This window comes from Ruixingdingia sedimenti (assembly GCF_031432425.1).
GTDB classification, from domain to species: domain Bacteria; phylum Pseudomonadota; class Alphaproteobacteria; order Rhodobacterales; family Rhodobacteraceae; genus Ruixingdingia; species Ruixingdingia sedimenti.
Genome location: NZ_JAVKPH010000014.1, coordinates 37,556 through 56,314 on the forward strand (window position 1 = coordinate 37,556; position 18,759 = coordinate 56,314).

At 69.7% G+C, this 18,759-nt stretch carries 15 protein-coding genes and 1 pseudogene; 6 read left to right on the plus strand and 10 right to left on the minus strand.

Annotated elements, in window-relative coordinates; translation table 11 throughout:
• Positions 1-41: 41 nt before the first annotated feature.
• Together RGD00_RS12880 and RGD00_RS12885 are read right to left on the minus strand one after the other, a co-directional pair.
• Complete coding sequence (locus RGD00_RS12880) at positions 42-1,070, minus strand: ACP S-malonyltransferase (protein ID WP_310457742.1); 1,029 nt, start codon at positions 1,068-1,070, stop codon at positions 42-44.
• Positions 1,067-3,256 carry a dehydrogenase E1 component subunit alpha/beta gene (locus tag RGD00_RS12885; RefSeq protein WP_310457743.1) on the minus strand — a complete coding sequence of 730 codons (2,190 nt, stop codon included), beginning with the start codon at positions 3,254-3,256 and terminating at the stop codon, positions 1,067-1,069. Before RGD00_RS12885 ends, RGD00_RS12880 begins: the two co-directional genes overlap by 4 nt.
• 141 nt (positions 3,257-3,397) lie before the next feature.
• Between RGD00_RS12885 and RGD00_RS12890 the strand changes: the two genes are divergently transcribed.
• The 6 genes and pseudogenes from RGD00_RS12890 to RGD00_RS12915 all read left to right on the plus strand — a co-directional run bounded on the left by RGD00_RS12890 (position 3,398) and on the right by RGD00_RS12915 (position 9,674).
• Positions 3,398-4,279, plus strand: a complete 882-nt coding sequence (locus RGD00_RS12890) for a LysR family transcriptional regulator (RefSeq protein WP_310457744.1) — start codon at positions 3,398-3,400, stop codon at positions 4,277-4,279.
• Between the two features lie 137 nt (positions 4,280-4,416).
• The gene (locus tag RGD00_RS12895; RefSeq protein WP_310457745.1) at positions 4,417-4,938 is read left to right on the plus strand and encodes a flavin reductase family protein; all 522 of its coding nucleotides are present in this window, start codon (positions 4,417-4,419) and stop codon (positions 4,936-4,938) included.
• Between the two features lie 129 nt (positions 4,939-5,067).
• The gene (locus RGD00_RS12900; protein ID WP_310457746.1) at positions 5,068-6,927 is read left to right on the plus strand and encodes a sigma-54-dependent Fis family transcriptional regulator; all 1,860 of its coding nucleotides are present in this window, start codon (positions 5,068-5,070) and stop codon (positions 6,925-6,927) included.
• A 247-nt stretch (positions 6,928-7,174) separates the two neighbouring features.
• Positions 7,175-7,627, plus strand: a pseudogene (locus tag RGD00_RS23530) (ATP-binding cassette domain-containing protein); the annotation flags it as partial.
• A gap of 73 nt (positions 7,628-7,700) precedes the next feature.
• Entirely contained in the window at positions 7,701-8,657 is a 957-nt protein-coding gene (locus RGD00_RS12910) for an ATP-binding cassette domain-containing protein (protein ID WP_310457748.1), read from the plus strand.
• A 30-nt stretch (positions 8,658-8,687) separates the two neighbouring features.
• A complete protein-coding gene (locus tag RGD00_RS12915; protein WP_310457749.1) occupies positions 8,688-9,674 on the plus strand; it encodes an ABC transporter permease in 987 nt (328 codons plus the stop codon).
• A 277-nt stretch (positions 9,675-9,951) separates the two neighbouring features.
• On the opposite strand, the gene RGD00_RS12920 is transcribed toward RGD00_RS12915, so the two are convergent.
• The 8 genes from RGD00_RS12920 to nirJ form a co-directional block, all read right to left on the minus strand.
• The gene (locus tag RGD00_RS12920) at positions 9,952-10,749 is read right to left on the minus strand and encodes a putative hydro-lyase (RefSeq protein WP_310457750.1); all 798 of its coding nucleotides are present in this window, start codon (positions 10,747-10,749) and stop codon (positions 9,952-9,954) included.
• A gap of 102 nt (positions 10,750-10,851) precedes the next feature.
• Entirely contained in the window at positions 10,852-12,561 is a 1,710-nt protein-coding gene (locus RGD00_RS12925; protein WP_310457751.1) for an acetyl/propionyl/methylcrotonyl-CoA carboxylase subunit alpha, read from the minus strand.
• Positions 12,558-14,129 carry a 5-oxoprolinase subunit B/C family protein gene (locus RGD00_RS12930; RefSeq protein ID WP_310457752.1) on the minus strand — a complete coding sequence of 524 codons (1,572 nt, stop codon included), beginning with the start codon at positions 14,127-14,129 and terminating at the stop codon, positions 12,558-12,560. The genes RGD00_RS12925 and RGD00_RS12930 overlap by 4 nt, the downstream gene beginning before the upstream one ends.
• Entirely contained in the window at positions 14,122-14,889 is a 768-nt protein-coding gene (locus RGD00_RS12935; protein ID WP_310457753.1) for a LamB/YcsF family protein, read from the minus strand. The genes RGD00_RS12930 and RGD00_RS12935 overlap by 8 nt, the downstream gene beginning before the upstream one ends.
• 368 nt (positions 14,890-15,257) lie before the next feature.
• Complete coding sequence (locus RGD00_RS12940) at positions 15,258-15,665, minus strand: c-type cytochrome (protein ID WP_310457754.1); 408 nt, start codon at positions 15,663-15,665, stop codon at positions 15,258-15,260.
• Positions 15,666-15,800: 135 nt separating this feature from the next.
• Positions 15,801-16,019, minus strand: coding sequence for a hypothetical protein (locus RGD00_RS12945; protein WP_310457755.1), 219 nt, complete (start codon positions 16,017-16,019; stop codon positions 15,801-15,803).
• Between the two features lie 10 nt (positions 16,020-16,029).
• Entirely contained in the window at positions 16,030-17,574 is a 1,545-nt protein-coding gene (locus RGD00_RS12950) for a cytochrome D1 domain-containing protein (RefSeq protein ID WP_310457756.1), read from the minus strand.
• Positions 17,549-18,757, minus strand: coding sequence for a heme d1 biosynthesis radical SAM protein NirJ (gene nirJ, locus RGD00_RS12955; protein ID WP_310457757.1), 1,209 nt, complete (start codon positions 18,755-18,757; stop codon positions 17,549-17,551). Before nirJ ends, RGD00_RS12950 begins: the two co-directional genes overlap by 26 nt.
• Positions 18,758-18,759 lie beyond the last annotated feature (2 nt).

Genomic DNA, 18,759 nt, shown 5'->3' on the forward strand with positions numbered 1-18,759 from the left:
CGGCACTGTCGTGTCACGCGACGCTGTGGGGTTCTGTCGCATCACGCGACAAGACCGCGCTGGTCGGCCAGCCCCATCGACACCAGCAGCGGCGCATCCGCCTGCCGGGCCTGAAAGGCGGCCTTGGACGCAAGGCCCCGCCACCCCGCCGCGATCAGCGCCTGCGCGACCGCACCGCCCAAAGTGTTGCCCGGCCCGGTGACGACGAACAGGTCGGGGGCGAATTCGCGGGCGGCGGTGCGGATCGCGGCGGTGAAGTCATAGCTTTCCGTCACCTGATGGCCCAACGTGTAGTCGCGCAGCGCCGCTTGCGTATCGGCGCCGGGCCACCAGACCTGCCCGCGCCCGTCGATCAGCGGCAGGGCCGGGCGGCCGAACAGCGCGAGGGGCAGCGCCGCCTGCCCCTCTGCCGCCACGGGGGCCTGCAAGGCGCTGTGAAAGGCGGCGTGGTTGCCGAGCCGCATCGGAAAGCGCCCCTGCGCCGGTTCCACCGCCGCCTCGAACGCCTTCAACCCGGCCTCGTTTCCCGCCAGCACCAGAAAGCCGCCAAGGTCGATCGACAGGCTCAGCCGGTGGTCGGGCCGGGCGGCGATGTCGTGCATCAGCGCCAGAAGCTGCGCGCGGCGTTCGGGCCGGGGCACCCAGTCGTCCTCCATCCACGGATGGATCAGCTGCCCGCCGATCAGCGCGCGCTGCATCAGCGTGCCCATGGTGTTGGCGATGCGGAACCCGTCTTCGGCGCTGGCCGCCCCGGCGCAGGCCAGCGCGGAATACCAGCCCATGGAATTGCCCGTGACCGCCACCACCCGCACCCGCGCGCGGTCGAGCGACAGGAAATCCCCCAAGGTGGCGGCATAGATCAGGCCCGAGGCATTGTCGCCCCGCGCATGGACCGACAGCGAAAACCGCGCCGCGCCGTCCAGCGCGGACAGCGTTTCCTGCCCGGCGGCCATCCGTTCGCCATCCAGCCGCGACAAAAGCGCGGGGTCGGGGAAATGCCGGGCCAGATAGCCCAGTTCGGTGGCGTTGTAGGTGCCCCGCCCGGGGCAGATCACGACAGCGGTTTTCATGTGCGGCCTCCGGTCAGGGCAAGGGCGGCGGCGGTGATCCCGTCGCGCGACGGCATGGTGGCGGCATAGGCCGGGCCGGTGGCGATGAAGCTGTCTTCGGCTGTCAGGCGGGCCAGCCGGGGCACGCCCTGTTCATGGAACAGCGCCATCAGCGCCTCGGCCACCCCGCCGCTGCGGCGGGTTTCGTCCACCACCAGCACGTTGCGGCACCCGGCGACCGCGCGGGCCAGCGCCTCTGCGGGCAGGGGCGACAGCCAGCGCAAATCGACGATCCGGGTGGCGATCCCCGCCGCGGCCAGCGCCGGGCGGGCCTGATGCGACAGGTGGATGCCGTTGCCGAAGCTGACGATGGCCAGATCCGCGCCGTCGCCATCGACGCCGACCTCGCCCAACGCGATCACCTCGTCCGGCGGCGGATAGCGGCGCATCCACAGCCCGTCCTTTTCCTCATGCAGGTCGCGCATCGGGTAAAGCGCGATCGGTTCCAGAAACACCACCAGCCGCTGTTCCTCGCGCGCCAGCCGCACGCATTCGCGCAGCATCCGCGCCGCATCGGCCCCGTCCGAGGGCACGGCCAGGATCAGGCCGGGAATGTCGCGCAGCACCGCCACCGAGTTGTCGTTGTGAAAATGCCCGCCGAAACCCTTCTGATAGCCGAGCCCCGCGATGCGCAGCACCATCGGGTTGGTGAACTGCCCGTTGGAAAAGAAGGGCAGGGTCGCGGCCTCGCCCCGGATCTGGTCCTCGGCGTTGTGCAGATAGGCGAGGAACTGGATTTCCGGCATCGGCACGAAGCCGTTCTGCGCCATGCCGATGGCAAGGCCCAGGATCGACTGTTCGTCCAGCAGCGTGTCGATCATCCGGTCCGGCCCGAACCGCTGGATCAGCTTTTGGGTGACGCCGTAGACCCCGCCCTTGCGGCCCACGTCCTCGCCCATCATCACGATTTCCGGGTGGGCCAGCATCAGGTCGGTCAGCGCCCAGTTGATCAGCCGCGACATGATCTGCGGTTCGGCCATCGCCTTCATGTCGCCGCCGAAGGCCGCCGTGCGCGCCTCTGCCGCCGGGCCGTTCGTCGGGCGGCAGGGGCGGGGCGGCGGGACCAGGGCGGCCATGACCCCGGCGGCATCGTGCAGGCGCGGGCGCGTCACCGCCTCTGCCGCCACGCGGTCCACCCGTTCGGCGGTTTCGGTGTAGATGTCCAGCGCCTCGCCGGGCGACAGCGCGCCCGCCTCTGCCAGCAGGCGGACGGAATGCAGCAGCGGGTCCTGCGCCTCTTCGGCCTCGACCTCTTGCCGGGACAGGTAGGTGGTCGGCACATCGGCCCCGGCATGGCCGTAAAGCCGCAGGGTGCGCAGGTGCAGGAAGGCGGGCTTGCGGCGATGGCGGACCCAGGCGGCGGCCTCTGCCGCCACGCTGAAGGTGTCGTAGAGGTCGAGCCCGTCGGCCTTGAAATAGCGCAGGCCGGGGCGATTGGCGAAGGTCGCCTCGATCCAGCCGCGCGGGGTCTTGGTGGAAATGCCGATGCCGTTGTCCTCGCACACGAACAGAAGCGGCAGGGGAAAGGACTGGTAGCTGGTCCATTGCGCGGCGTTGAAGGCGCCCTGCGCGGTGGAATGGTTGGCCGAGGCATCGCCGAAGGAACAGAGCACGATCCCGTCGTCGGGCAGGATCGCATGTTCGGGCCGGTGCCGCCGCGCCGCACCGATGGCATAGGCCGCCCCCAATGCCTTGGGCAGGTGGCTGGCGATGGTCGAGGTCTGCGGCGGGATCATCAGCGCGCGCGATCCCAGCACCTTGTGCCGCCCGCCGGAAATCGGGTCCTCGGACGACGCGGCGAAGGACAACAGCATGTCCCACGCCGGGTTCTGCCCCGGCACCTGCCCGGCGCGCGCGATCTGAAAGGCCGCGTCGCGGTAATGCAGAAAGGCCATGTCGGTGGGGCGCAGCGCCAGCGCGACCGCCGCCATCCCTTCGTGCCCCGAGGATCCGATGGTGTAGAACCCCTGCCCGGCGCGCTGCATGGCGCGGCTTTTCAGGTCCAGCGCCCGGGTCAGGCAGCCCGCGCGATAGCCCGCGACGGCCTCTTCCGCCGTCATCGGGCCAGAGGGCGGGCGCCCGGCGGGCAGGTCGCGGGCCGGCACCCGGCGCAGGAAGTTTTCGTGAACGATCGTGGCGCGGTCCATGGGATTCCCGGATTCTGGTGAAGGGGCGACAGGGATGACAGCGGGGGGCGCAGGGCCGATACTGTCTCATTGCGCAAGGATAGGGGTTAATCTATCCCGTTTTGGTTGATATATTTTCCAGAATACTGGAGGAAAACGAACATGATCGCGCCGCGCCGGTTTCTGCCTTCGATCAGTTCGCTTCTGGCGCTGGAGGCGGTGGAGCGGCTGGGAACCGCCACCGCGGCGGCAAGCGAACTGGCGCTGACCCATTCGGCCGTCAGCCGCCAGCTGAAGTTTCTGGAAGAACAGATCGGCGTGACCCTGTTCCAGCGGCAGGGGCGCAGCCTGACGCTGACGCCTGCGGGGGCGGAATATGCCCGCGCCATCCGCGACAACCTGCAAGGCATCGCGCAGGCCAGCCTGAAGGTGAAGGCGGGCGGGTCGCGCAGCAGCCTGAGCCTTGCGATCCTGCCGGCCTTCGGGCTGCACTGGCTGACCCCGCGGCTGCGCGATTTCAGCGCCCGGCATCCCGATGTGGTGGTGAACCTCGGCACCCGGCTGGCGCCCTTCGATTTCAGCCACGACCGTTTCGACGCGGCGATCCATTTCGGCATGCGCGACTGGCCCGGCTGCGGCTATCTTCCGCTGGCCCATGAACGGGTGATCCCCGCCTGCGCGCCCGCGATGCCGCGGGTCCGTCAGGTGGCGGGGCTGCTGGATCTGCCGCTTTTGCATCTGGAAAGCCGGCCGGGGGCGTGGGAACGCTGGTTCGACCGGCAGGGGTGCCGGGCCGACAATCTGGGCGGCATGATCTTCGACCAGTTCCTGCACATGGCAGAGGCGGCGGCCCTGGGTCTGGGCGTGGCGCTGTTGCCGGAGTTTCTGGCCGAAAGCGAATTCCGCGCGGGCCGCCTTGTCACCGCATGGCCCGATTATACCCCGACCGAGGGGACCTATTACCTCGTCTGGCCCGCGGGCCGGCCGGTCGGCCGCCCGTTGCAGTTGCTGCTCGACTGGCTCGGGCCGGGGGCCAGGGTGTAGCGGCTGAGACAGATGGCGCAGCCCGCCCTAGCGCATCTAGGGCAGTGAACAGAAGGCAAGGCCTTGAATATATTCGTTTTGAAACCGGCTGCGCGCGGATGGACCGCGGCACCCGGCCCGAAACGGAGGCGCATCCCATGTCCACAGAGATCCTGACCGGGCCCGGCGCCGATGCCGCCCTGACCGAGGCGTTCCGCGCCAGCCTGCGCCGTGTCGCCGCCAGCGTGTCCATCGTTGCCGCGCGCGATGCGGCGGGGCAGTTCCACGGCATGGCCGTGACCAGCGCCGGTTCGCTGTCGATGGAACCGCCCTCGATGATGGTGGCGGTGAACCGTTCGGCATCGGTCCATCCGGTGATGCGGGACAGCGGCCGTTTCAGCCTGAACCTGATGGACGAGGGCAACGCCCCCCTGCTGGAGGCGTTTTCGCGCACCGAACTGCGCGACCGCCGCTTTGCCCCCGGCCAGTGGCGGGCGGGCCCCGGCGGGCTGCCGGTGCTGGAAGGCGCGCTGGCCTGCCATGTCTGCACCGTGGCCGAAACCCATGATTTCGGCACCCATACCGTCTTTTTCGGCCGGGTCGATGCGGTGATCCTGCCCGATGGCCCCGGCGGCGCGCCCATCGTCTGGTGCAACGGCGCCCGGCTGCCCGCGCGCTGAACGCGGGGGCTTCGGCGCCGCTGTCTTGGATGAGACAGGGCAGCGTGAGACAGTTTCTCATATGTCACCTAGGTGGCCGCGGCCGGGCCGCGCTAGTTTGACGCATGCGATCGCCTTGGGAGGGGCAGGATGCGGAATACGGGTATGGTTGGCGCCGGTGCGCGCGACAGCATCTGGAACGAGATCGGGCGGCTCTGCCTGTCGCGCGGCATGGAAAAGACGCCCGGCCTGCCCGGGGTGGTGGCAGAATCCTGGAAACGCTGCCTGGCCGATTACAACCTGACGCCCGACCGGGTGCCCCGCGCCTCTGTCCTGACGGTGACGGAGGTCCGCGACCTGATGGAGGAACGCGAGGATTTCGTCCGCGTGGCCGAGCCGGAGATCGAGCGGCTGTTCCTGCGGCTGGTGGACAGCGAATATCTGGTCTCGCTGGCCTCGGCGCAGGGGGTGACGATGCTTTACCGCTGCGACTACCAGTATCTGGGGGAACTGGCGTCCTGCGGCGTCCTGCCCGGATCGGTCTGGAGCGAGGCGGAACAGGGCACCAACGGCGTCGGCACCTGCCTGCACGAAGGCGGCATGGTCCAGATCGTGGGCAAGCAGCACTACGGGCTGCACACGCAGGCGCTGACCTGCATCGCGGTGCCGGTCTATGGCCGGGGCGGGGCGGTGGAATGCGCGCTGAACGTCACCACCGCCCGGCTGGGCGACGGGCGGGTGAACCGCGTCGTGCAGGATGTCGTGCAGCGCAGCGCCTGGCGGATCGAGAACGGCCATTTCGCCCGCATCTACCGCGACCATGCGGTGCTGCGGCTGTCGGATTACACCGGCGACGCCGATCCGGTGGATGAAGGGCGGCTGGTTCTGGATGCCGCGGGCCGGATCGTGGATGGCACGTCGCGCAGCGCGGGCGTGTTGCGCAGCCCGGCGCGGGATCTGGTGGGCGCGGCGGCAGAGGACCTGTTCGACCTGCCTGCCGATCTGGGTTCCGTCGTGCCGGGCCGGCCGTTCGAACTGACCTTCCGCGGCCGCCGGTTGCAGGGGGTGCTGACGCTGCCCGAAACCGCCGATCCGCCCCGCCGTTCCGCCGCCCGGCCGATGCCCGCCCCGGCGGCGCGGGCCGTCGCCCCGGGCGGCCAGCCCCGGCTGCGGCCCGATCCGGTGACACAGCAGTTGCTGGACCGGGCAAGGCGGTTGCTGGCCAGCGGCCTGCCGCTGATCGTTTCGGGCGAGACCGGGACCGGCAAATCCGAATTCGCCCTTGCCGCGGCGCATGCCTGTTTTGACGGCGACGGCGATGTCATCGTGCTGGACTGCGCGATGGATTCGGGCCGGGCGGGGCTGGAATCGGTGCTGCGCGACAGCCTGGCGCGGCCCTCGGCCTGCCTGTTGCTGGAACAGTTCGACGATCTGGACGACCGGATGCAGAAACTGCTGCTCGGTCTGCTGGACGACCGCCAGCATGGTGCGGGCCGGCGGATCGGGTTGGTCGCCATTTCCCGCATGGCGCCGGAACAGATGCTGAAGGAGGGCCGGTTGCGCCCCGAACTGCTGCACCGGCTGAAGGGGGCCAGCGTCAGCCTGCCGCCGCTGCGCACCACGCCGAACCTGGAAGGCGTGATCCAGACCCTGTTCCGCGCCGAGCAGGAGGCGATGGGCCGCAGCGGCCTGTCGCTGGACCGCGAGGTGGAACTGGCGCTGGCGAACTATCACTGGCCCGGCAACCTGCGCGAGTTGCGCAACGCCCTGCGCCATGCGCTGGCGCTGGCCGAGCGGGCGGTGGTCGAACTCGACCATCTGCCCGACGATCTGGTGGAAGAGGTCGCCCGCCGCGACCTGACCGCGCGGTCGCAATCCGAGGCGTCGCGCATCGAGGCCGCGCTGCGCTACAACGGCGGCAACGTCACCCTGACGGCGCGATACCTCGGTGTCTCGCGTGCGACACTTTACCGGAAAATCCAGATCGAAAAGGTCAGGGGCAACGCCTGAGGCACGCGGCCCCGGCCCCCTGATCGTTCCGCCCGCATTCATCCGGCCCCGTCCGCTGCGGGGCCGGTGCGCGCATTCGGGCCGTCTGTCGCCCGTCTGTTTCAGATGCGACGCTCCGTCCCCCCTGTGGCTGTAGCATCTTAACGCAGCCGGTCGCCGCAAAACCTTTCTATTCTGCGCATGAATTTCGTCGCGGCACACCCCCGTTCCCGGGGCCTTGCCGCGATGGCGCAGGGAGGGGAAGGCAATGACGTCGCTTCTGCTGGAAGCCGATGCGGTCGCGAAATCGTTCGACGGCGTGGTGGCGCTGAAGAACGGCGCGCTGAAACTGGAGGCCGGGTCGGTCCATGCGCTCTGCGGCGGGAACGGGGCGGGCAAGTCCACCTTCCTGAACATCCTGACCGGGTTCCTGCAACGCGACAGCGGCGCGATCCGCATCCGGGGCGAAGAGGTGCATTTTTCCACCCCCGCCGATGCGCTGGCCGCCCGGATCGCGATCATCACCCAGGAACTGGCGCCGGTGCCGGAAATGACCGTGGCCGAGAACATCTTTCTGGGCCGCGAGCCGCGGCGCAGCGGTTTCGTCGTCGACCACAAGCGGATGGAGGAGGACGCCGGCCGCATCATCCGCGAAACCGGCTTCGACCTCGACCCGGCAAAGAAGATGGCCGACCTCAGCCTCGCGCAGGTCCAGCTGGTCGAGATCACCCGCGCGCTGTCGCGCGATGCCGAAATCGTCATCATGGACGAACCCACCTCGGCCATCGGCGAACATGAAAGCCATATCCTGTTCGACGCGATCCGCCGGCTTCAGCGCAAGGGGGGGGGGGATCATCTATGTCAGCCACCGGCTGGAGGAACTGTTCGAGATCGCCGACACCTACACCGTGTTCCGCGACGGCGAATTCATCGAGACCGGGCCCATCGCCGCGCTGACGCGCGAGGAACTGGTGGCGCTGATCGTCGGGCACGAACTGCACACCCACACCCATTCCGAACGCGGGGCCGATGCCCGACCCATGCTGGAAGTCGAGGGGCTGAGCGTGCGCGGCAAGGTGCGCGATGTCAGCCTGACCGTGGCCCCGGGCGAGGTGGTGGGGCTTTACGGCCTGATGGGCGCGGGGCGGACGGAGTTTCTGGATGCGGTCTATGGCATCGGCCCGCGCGATTCCGGCCGGGTGCGGATGGCGGGGCGCGACCTGCCGCCGGGGCGCCCCGATCTGGCGATCCGCAACCGCATCGCCATGGTGACGGAGGATCGCAAGCTGTCGGGCCTCGTCCTGCCCGCGCCGATCCGCCACAACATCTCGCTGTCGATCCTGGGCCGGATCAGCCGGTTCGGCGTCCTGCGCGGGCGGGCGGAAAAGGCGCTGTCGGCCGACCTGGGGCGGCGGCTGCGGCTCAAGGCGGCATCCGACCAGATGCCCGCCGCGGCGCTGTCGGGGGGCAACCAGCAAAAGGTGGTCATCGCGCGCTGCCTGTCGTCCGCGCCGAAGCTTCTGATCTGCGACGAGCCGACCCGCGGCATCGACGAGGGCGCCAAGCAGGAAATCTACACCATCATCGACGATTTCGTCGCAGAGGGCGGGGCGGTGCTGATGGCCTCGTCCGAGGCGCTGGAACTGCTTCAGGTCTGCGACCGGATCGCGGTGTTCAAGAAAGGCGCGCTGGTGCGGATCATCCCGCGCAGCGCCGCGAACCAACAGAACCTGCTGCACGAAGTCTCCTGAGACCATGCGGCGGCGACAAGGGAGAGACATATGAACAATCCGGCACAACTGGCGGAAGGGCGCGGCACGGGGCGAAGCGCCGCGCAGATCGCCGCCACGATCTTTCGCCGCCACGGCATCATCGTGGCCTTCGTGGTCCTTGTGGTGATCCTGGCGCTGTCGAACCAGTTCTTCATGACCTGGAACAACTGGACCAACATCATCCGCCAGACCGCGATCAACGGGGTGCTCGCCGTCGGCGTGACCTTCGTCATCCTGGCCAAGGGGATCGACCTGTCGGTCGGCTCCATCGCCGCGCTGTCGGGTGCGGTCGCGGCCAGTTTCGTCGTCACCCCCGATCCGGTGGGGATCGGCATGGCGCTGGTCGCGGGCATCGCGGTGGGCACGGTGATGGGCCTTTTCAACGGCGCCTGCGTGGCCTGGCTGAAGCTGCCGGCCTTCGTGGTGACACTGGGCACGCTGTCGATCGCGCGGGGGCTGGTCTACATCTTCACCGACGGGCGGCCGATTTCCAACCTTTCGCCCGAGTTTCTGTGGCTGGGCAGCGGCTATCTGTTCGGCATCCCGGTGCCGATCATCGTGCTGGCGGTGGTCTTTGCGGCGGGCTGGTTCACCCTGCGCCATACGGTCTTCGGGCGGCATGTCTATGCCGTGGGCGGCAGCCCGCATGCGGCGCGCACCGGCGGGATCCGGGTGAACCGCGTGGTGGTGATGACCTATATGGTTTCCGGCCTGCTGGCGGGGATCGCGGGCATGATCCTGACCGCGCGCACCACGGCCGCCCTGCCGCAGGCCGGCGTCGCGTATGAACTGGACGCCATCGCCGCGGTGGTGATCGGCGGCACCAGCCTGTCGGGCGGGCGCGGCACGCTGGTCGGCACGCTGATGGGGGCGCTGATCATCGGCACGATCAACAACGGCCTCGACCTGATGGGGGTGAGTTCCTACTACCAGCAGGTGGTCAAGGGGCTGATCATCATCGCCGCCGTGTCGCTGGACGTCTCGCGCAACCGCTAGGGCGGGGCATTCATTCCTCCCTCCGCTCTGTCTGGCGAAGGCGTGTGCCTTCGCCACATCCTGCGGGTGCCGCTTGTCCGGCCGGGGGCCCCAGGACCCCGGCCAGCGCCCGCCCCGCCCGTGGCGGGCGTTTCTCGCCCGCCGGGGCAGGCGCTGGCCTCTCCTTTTCGCGTGTGTCCACCGTTTCCAATGGCACCGCCGCGCGAACGGGCGGGGGAAACGCAGTGCGTTTCCTTGTCCCGCCCGGCCAAACCACGGGATGGCCGCCGACCCGACCCTAGACCCCGGCGCTTTCCGCCAGCATGTCGGTGACGAGCATGAAGCCCGGCTTGTGGGTGATCGCCAGATCCGGCCGGGCGGCGCCGATGGCCATCTGCGGCGTCACCCCGCAGGCCCAGAACACCGGGATCTGCCCCTCGGCGATCACCGGCGGGTCGCCGAAATCGGGGCGGCCGATGTCGCGGATGCCGATCCGCGCGGGGTCGCCCAGATGGACCGGCGCGCCATGGGCCAGCGGATAGCGTTCCGACAGCACGATGGCGCGGATGGCGTCTGCGGGGCTGAAGGCGCGCATCGACACGACCAGCGGGCCGCTGAACGGCCCGGCCGCCCTGGTGGGGATGTCGGTGACATACATCGGCACGTTGCGCCCCGCCGCGATATGCGGAACCGTGATCCCGGCGCGCTGCAACGCGCTTTCGAACGAGAACGAACAGCCGAGGACGAATGTCACCAGATCGTCGCGCCACAGGGCGTTGAGGTCGGAAACATCCGCGCCCGCCACGCCGTCGCGGAACACGCGATAGCGCGCCACATCGGTGCGGATGTCGTCGACGCCGAGGGAGGGCAGCGCCGGGTCGCCCGGTTCCCCCACGCCCAGAACCGGGCAGCTTTTGGGATTGCGCAGGCAGAAGCGCATGAAATCCCCGGCATGCGACCGGGGCAGGATGGCGAGGTTCCCCTGCATGTAGCCCGCCGCGATGCCCGAGGTAGGGCCCGTCAGCCTGCCCTCGCGGATGCGTTTGCGCACCTCGGCGGGTTTCATATGCGCCAGCTGGTCCGGTCCGTCGGTCATCCGTGCCTCCCCCGCGTCATGGTCGAACGGCGCAAGGATAGGGCGGCCGGTATTCCGCTGTCCAAAATTTTTCGACCGAAAAATTTCGTCCCGCCGCCGCGCTTACCCGATCACCGCCAGTTCCGCCCCCAGTTCCACCACGCTGCCCGGATCGACCCTGATCCCGATCCGCCCGGCGCGGGGGGCAAGGACACGGGTTTCCATCTTCATCGCCTCGACCAGGGCCACGGCCTCGCCCTCGGCGACCTCGGCCCCGTCCGCGACCAGCCATTGTTGCAGCGTGCCGGGAATGGGGGCCGTCACCGCGCCGTCCGTGGCTTCTGTCGCCGCGGCCCGGGTTTCCTGCGGCAGGGCAAGGCCGGAAAACAGCGCCGCAGGCAGGCCGATGGCATGGCGCTTGCCGTCGATCTCGATGAAGCTGCGGATGAATCCGCCCTCGACGGGATCGACGCGGGGGGCGGGTTCGACGCCGGCAAATTCGGTCTCGATCCAGTTGGTATGGACGCGGAACCCGTCGTGCGCGGTGAACGCCGGTTCCTCCAGCACCGCGCGGTGGAAGGGCAGGACGGAGGCCACGCCCTCGATCCCGAATTCGGCCAGCGCGCGGCGGGCGCGGGCCAGCGCCTGATCGCGCGTCGCGCCGGTCACGATCAGCTTGGCCATCATGGAATCGTAAAGGCCGGGGATCACCGATCCTTCCTCCACCCCCGCGTCCAGACGGATGCCGGGGCCGGATGGCGCGCGAAAGCGGGTGATGCGGCCCGGCGTGGGCAGGAAACCGCGGCCCGGATCCTCTGCGTTGATGCGGAATTCGAACGCATGGCCGCGCGGGGCAGGGGTATCCGTCACCGACAGCGGCAGGCCGTCGGCGATGCGCAACTGTTCGATCACGATGTCGATGCCGGTCGTTTCCTCTGTCACCGGATGTTCGACCTGCAACCGGGTGTTGACCTCCAGGAAAGAGATCACGCCGTCCTGCGACAGCAGGAATTCGACCGTCCCCGCGCCGGTATAGCCCGCCTCGGCGCAGATGGCGCGGGCCGCGTCGTGGATGCGGGCGCGCTGCGCATCGGTGATGAAGGGGGCCGGGGCCTCTTCCACCAGCTTCTGGTTGCGGCGTTGGAGCGAGCAGTCGCGCGTGCCCAGAACGACGGTGTTGCCGTGGGCGTCGGCAAGGATCTGCGCCTCGATATGGCGGGGTTTGTCGAGGAACTGTTCGGCATAGCATTCGCCCCGGCCGAAGGCCTCGGTCGCCTCGCGCACGGCGGAGTCGAACAGCTCGCCCACCTCTTCCAGCCTGCGGGCCACCTTCATGCCGCGCCCGCCGCCGCCGAAGGCCGCCTTGATGGCCAGCGGCAGGCCGGCCTCTTTCGCGAAGGCCACCGCCTCTGCCGCCGAGGCGAGCGGGCCGTCCGACCCCTTGACCAGCGGCGCGCCTACGGCGGCGGCGATGCGCCGGGCCTCTACCTTGTCGCCAAGCGCGGTGATGACGCCGGGGCGCGGGCCGACCCAGATCAGCCCCGCCGCAATGACGGCCTGCGCGAATTCCGCGCGTTCGGACAGGAAGCCATAGCCGGGATGCACCGCATCGGCGCCTGCGCGCCGCGCGATGCCGAGGATCTTGTCGATATCCAGATAGGTGTCCGCCGGGCGGCCGGGGCCGAGGCCATGGGCCTCGTCCGCCATCCCGACATGCAGGGAACCGGCGTCGGCATCGGAATAGACGGCGACCGAGGCCACGCCATAGTCGCGGGCGGCGCGGGCGATGCGCAGGGCGATTTCGCCGCGGTTGGCGATGAGCAGCTTTTTCATGGCGTCACTTCCCTGAAGCGGATCCTTGCGCCGATGGGCACCTGACCCGCGCGGTCGAGGTGATGGCGGGCGACCACGCCGATCACCGGATAACCGCCGGTCAGCGGGTGGTCGGCCAGAAACAGCACCGGCTGGCCGGCGTGCGGCACCTGCACCGCACCCATGGCCGTGCCCTCGGACGGCAGTTCCGCCGCGTCGCGCTTTTCCAGCGGTACGGGGCCGGAAAGGCGCATGCCCACGCGGCTCGACTCCGCCGTCACCTGCCAGTCCTGCGCGAACAGCGTCTCGACGGCCTGCGCGGTGAACCAGTCGGTGCGGGGTCCGGGAATGAGGTCGAGCGTCACCACCTCGCCCGCCCGCGGCAGGGGGGCGGGGCGCGGGCGGTCGGGGTCGACGGCGCGGGCGGGGGCATCGGCGGGCGTCAGCAGGTCGCCCGCCAGCAGCGGCGCCGGGCCGACCTTGGCCAGCGTGTCGGTGGCGGCGGAGCCGAGCAGGGGCTCGACCCGAAACCCGCCCCGCAAGGCCACATAGCTGCGCGTGCCCGCCTGCGGAAAGCCGAGCACCAGTTCGTCCCCCGCATCCAGCGCGAAGGGCCGGTGGAACGGCGCGGGGATCTGCCGCCCGTCCGCCGCGCGGATGGTCAGCGGGCAGGGCGCGCCGGTGACGGCCAGCGTGACCGGCCGGTCGGCCCGCAGGGCAAACCCGCCGAGCGCGATTTCCAGCGCCGCCATGCCGGGCGGATTGCCGACGCAAAGGTTGGCCTCGGTCAAACTGTGCCGGTCCAGCGCGCCGGAACGGGCGACGCCCTGATCCGCCCGGCCCGGGCGGCCCAGATCCTGGAACAGCGCCGGGCGGTCGGCGCGGGTGATGGCAAGGCCGGTCGCGGGGCGCGCGGGGGCCTTTGCGGGGCGCGCCAGCCAGGCGGTCGGGACGGTCGCGCCCTTGGCCATGTCGCGGAAATGCACGCGGTCGCCGGGGGCCAGCATCGCCGCGCGGGCCGGGCGGGCCGGGTCCCACATCGCCAGCGGCGTGGTGCCCAGAAGCTGCCACCCGCCGGGGCTTTCGGTGGGGTAGATGCCGCCGAACCTGCCGCCAAGGGCGACGGACCCGGGCGGAATGCGCAGCCGCGGGCTTTGCCGGCGGGGCAGGTCGAAGGCCGGGTCGTCGCAAGTCATATAGGCGAAACCGGGGGCAAAGCCGGTGAAGGCCACGGTATAGGTCGCCGCGGTATGGCGGCGGATCACCTCTGCCACCGTCCAGCCGAGGATTTCGGCCACATCGCCCAGATCCGCGCCGTCATAGGTGACGGGGATCTCGAAGCTTTCCCCCTCGCGGCCGGTGTGCTGGCTCAGGTCGAGCGTGGCGATATGGGCGGCCAGCCGGTCGCGGCTTGTGGCGGTGGGGTCGAACCGCACCAGCACCGTGCGCGCCGCCGGAACCAGTTCCACCACCCCTTCGGGCCGCGCGGCGGCCATCCGGTCCAGCAGCGTCAGCGTGGTGTCGAGGTCGGCGAGTTCGACAAGAAAGGCATCGCTGCCCGCGGGCAGAAAGCGGGGGACGTCACGCACCACGGGCAAAGGGCTCCAGCGTCACGCCGCCGGCGGCCAGCGCCGCGCGCAGCGCCCCGGCGATGGCGACGGCGGCGGGCGTGTCGCCATGCACGCAGATCGACTGCGCCTCCAGCGCGATATCGGTGCCGTCGATGGCGGTGATGCGGCCGGTGGCGATCAGGCGCATCATGCGCGCGGCGATCTGCGCGGGGTCGTGCAGGACGGCGCCCGGCAGGCTGCGGCTGACAAGGCTGCCGTCGGGGTTGTAGGCGCGGTCGGCGAACGCCTCGCACACCACCGTCAGCCCCGCCGCGCGCGCCTGTGCGACCACTGGCGCGCCCGAAAGCGCCATCAGCGCCAGCGCGGGATCGACGGCCCGGATGCCCGCGATCACATCGGCGGCCTGCCGGGCGTCATGGGCGATGGTGTTGTAAAGCGCGCCATGCGGCTTGACATAGCGCACCGTGGTGCCCGCGGCGCGTGCCAGACCCTGCAACGCGCCGATCTGGTAGATGACATCCGCGACCAGTTCCGCGCTCGACGGGTCCATGTTGCGGCGGCCGAAGCCCACGAGGTCGCGATAGCCCACATGCGCGCCGATGCAGACGCCGCGCGCCGCCGCCTCTTTCACCACCTTGAGGATGCCCGCCGGGTCGCCCGCGTGAAAGCCGCAGGCGATATTGGCGCTGGTGACGATGCCGAGCATGGCAACATCGTCGCCCATCGGCCATGGGCCGAAGCTTTCGCCCAGATCACTGTTGAGGTCGATCTTCGCCATGACACGCCCGCCCCGATGTTCCGGTACCTACCACAGGCGGGATGGCCCAACAACATGTCCCGGCCGTCCCTGCTCCAAGGCGGATCGACGATCACCCCTGCCGCTCAGGCTGACGAAGGCGCGTGCCTTCGCCATGCGATGCCGGCGGAGTTGCCCCGGCCGGGGGCCCAAAGCCCCCGGCCAGCGCCCGCCCCGCCCATGGCGGGCGCTTCTTGCCCGCCGGGGCAGGCGCTGGCCTACCCATTGTTCCCAGTATCTCCGTTTCCAACGGCACCGCCGTGCGAACGGGCGGGGGAAACGCGGTGCGTTTCCTGATCCCGCCCGGCCAAACCATTGGCTGAAAGTCGATCGGTCCTACGCAGCGGGCCTTACTGCAACGTCGCCAGATAGGCGGCCATGTCGTCGTTGCCCTTGGGCAGCTTGAAGGTCATCTTGGTCTTGACCTTGCCGTCGCCCGTCACCTCTTTCAGCCAGCGGCCCGGATCGGCCACATAGGCGGCCAGCGCGGCCTCGTCCCAGACGGCGCCTGCGGCCTGTGCGGCGAGGATGCCGTCGCCGTATTTGAAATCGGACGAGGCGACGGGCTTGCCGACGATGCCGAAGAGGTTCGGCCCGGTCTTGCCGCCCTTCACGATTTCCGTTCCGTCTTCGGCGACGATCGCGTGGCAGGATTTGCACTTCTTCGGAAAGTCGGCCTCGCCCTTGGCGGCGTCCCCGGCAAGGGCCGGCCCCGCGGCGGCGAGGGCGAGCGCGATGGCGGACAGGCGGAAAATCATGGTTGGTCCTTTCGGTCTGGTATCCCGTTTCTTCCCGCGAATCTGTCGCAAAACATGCCGCCGCGGGCCTTGACTTCGATCAGGTGCGGGGCGGCGAAAGGCGGGTTTGCGGGGGGTGCGACGATGGGTCCGGGGCTATCGGCCGCCGTCCCTTTCCGCCTCGGCGATCAGCCCGCCGATCCAGCGCGCGGCGGCCCATGTGGCGGGCAGGCCGAGCGGCGCCGAGGCCAGCAGCGCCCAGACCGGCGGGATCGCGGGCAGGCCCACCGCCTGCCCCATCAGCCCCAGAAGGAACAGGTTGATCGCCACCGCCGCGGTGGCGAAGGGCCACAGGATCAGCCGCAGCCGCCGCATCCGACGGGGCTCAATGGCTGGTGCCGTCCTCGAAGGTGATCTTGTTCCAGACATTGTACTTTCCTGAAGGTTTCACCATCGGCAGGCGGGTGATTTCCGCCAGCGTCGCGCTGTCGTAGACGATCACCGCGCCGTCCTGTTCCCAGATCGACACCAGCGCGCGCGATCCGTCGCGGGTGAATTCGGTATGCGCCACCGTCCGGCCCGGTTCGGGCACCATCACCTTCACCACCTCCAGCGTCTGCTTGTCGATCAGGTGCATCTCGCCCCGGTGGTCGCCGGTGAACACATCGGCCCAGATATGCGCCGCGCCCGCATGGCTGCGCAGGAAGAACCCGGGGCCCGAGGTCTCGATCACCTTCACGAGGCTCCAGTCCTGCATGTCGATGATGCTGATGCGGCCCTCGTTCAGGTGGGGGGCGGCCATGATGCGGCGGCCGTCGCGCAGCCAACTGATGCCGCTGCCCAGATGCGGCATGCCGGGCAGGGGCAGGGTCGCGATCTCGCGCCCCACGTCGAGGTTGACGACGACGCCGGTGCCGCCGTCGCGGTTCGCGCCGATCAGGTGGCGATAGGCGGGGTCGAAGAAGAAATCGTCGAGCGGCGCAGAGGTGGCGATGCGGCGGCGGGCGAAAAGGCCGCGTTCGACCCCCACGGCCTCGCGCATCCCGGCCTCGTGCGAATGGACCAGCCCCTCGGCATAGGGGCCGCCGTCGGGTGCGGTGGCGATTTCCCAGATTTCCGGCACGTCCTTGAGCGCAAGGACGAAGGTGTCGCGGTCGGGGGCCTGATAGACGGCGGACACCCGGCTTGGCGTGCCGTCGCGCCCGGCGGCCGGGATCACCCTTGCCACCGACAGGTCGGCGGTGGACAGGATCGTCAGCGCGGCGGGCAGATAGCTGGCGACGGCCAGCCACTGGCCATCGCGGCTCATGGCGATGTTGCGGCTGTTCAGGCCGGCGCGCACCCGGCCCACCTCTGCCAGCGACCAGATGTCGTATTTCTGCACCCAGCCATCGCGCGACATGACAAAGACGAAGCGGCCATCGGGGCTGAACTTGGGCCCGCCATGGACGGCGAAGGGGGTTTCGAACCGGTCGAGCGTGGCAAGGCTGTCGCCGTCCAGCACGCTGATATGGCTGTCGCCGGTTTCCACCACCAGCGTGATGTTCATCGGGTCGGCGTCGAACACCGGCGCGGCGGCGGGGGTGTAGTCGGGGCGCAGGTCGCGGGTCGCCATGATCTCTGCCGAACCCCAGACCGGCGGGGCGGGCAGGGGGGCCGCGACATAGGCGGCCACGGCGGCGATCTCGGTGGCCGACAGCGTGCCCCGGAAGCCCGGCATCTGCGTCATCGGGCGGCCCTCGGCGATGACGGTCTGCAACGCCGCGCCCCGCAGTCGGCCGAGGCTTTCGGGGATCAGCGCGGGGCCGGTGCCGCCGAGGCGCGTTTGCGCGTGGCAGGAGGCGCAGAGATCGGCATAGATCATCGCCCCGTCCGGCCCCGCCAGCGCGGGCGCGGCCAGAAGGCTAAGCGAAACGATGAGCCGGATCATGGCTTTTCCCCCGGAAGGGCGTGACGGTCAGCCGCGCGGCATCCTCCACCCCGATTTCGGCATTGGTCAGATAGCAGGCCGGGTCCTCGGCCCATGGGTCGCCCGTGACCTGCAACGCGCGGATGCGGGTGTTGCCGCCGCAGATATCGCGGAAGGCACAGGCGCCGCAGCGGCCCTTCAAGGGGCGCGGCCGCTGGCGCAGGGTGGCAAGCATCGGGTCGTCCCCGGTCCACAACGTACTGAACGGCGCCTGCTTGACGTTGCCGATGGTGTAGTCGGACCAGTAGGTATCGGGATGCACCCGCCCCTGCGGGTCGATGTTCGCCACCCCGAGCCCCGACGAATTGCCCCCCCATGCCGCCAGATGCGCCGCGACATGGGCGGCCTTTTCGGCCGGAAAGTTCCGCTGCGCCCAGTGCAGGAACCACACCGCATCGGCATCGTTGTTGCCGGTCACGATTTCCAGCGGCTGGCCCGCCGACACGGCCCCCCATGCGCGGGCGATCAGCAGATCCATCGCGCGGCGGGTATGGTCGTGCTGCGCATCCTCGCCCCGGTGCTTGTCGCCCCGCCCGGCATAGACCAGATGCGACAGATAGAACTTGTCCACCCCTTCGGCCGCGCAAAGGTCGATCATTGCGGGCAGCATCGCGGCGTTGTCCCTGGTCAGCGTGAAGCGCAGCCCCACCTTGACGCCGCGCGCCTTGCAGGCCCGCACCCCCGCCAGCGCATCGTCATAGGCCCCCGGCACGCCGCGGAACCAGTCGTTCATCGACCCGATCCCGTCGAGCGAGATCCCCACATAGTCGAAACCCAGACCGGCGATGCGATCGATGTGCGGGGCGATCTTCGTGCCGTTGGTGGACAGCGACAGGTGGCGGAAACCAAGATCGCGGGCGCGTTCGGCCAGTTCGAAGAAATCGAACCGCGACAGCGGCTCGCCCCCCGACAGGATCAGCGCGGGGATGCCGAAACCCGACAGGTCCTCCAGCACCGCCAGCGCCTGTTCGTGGTCCAGTTCCCCGGGAAAGGCCACATCGGCGCTGGTGGTATAGCAGTGGCGGCAGCGCAGGTTGCAGCGGCGCGTCAGGTTCCAGATCACCACCGGGCGCATGGGGCCCGACCGGCGGCGCACGGGCGTGGGCGCCACCAGTTCGCGCATGTACTGCGTCAGACGGAACATCG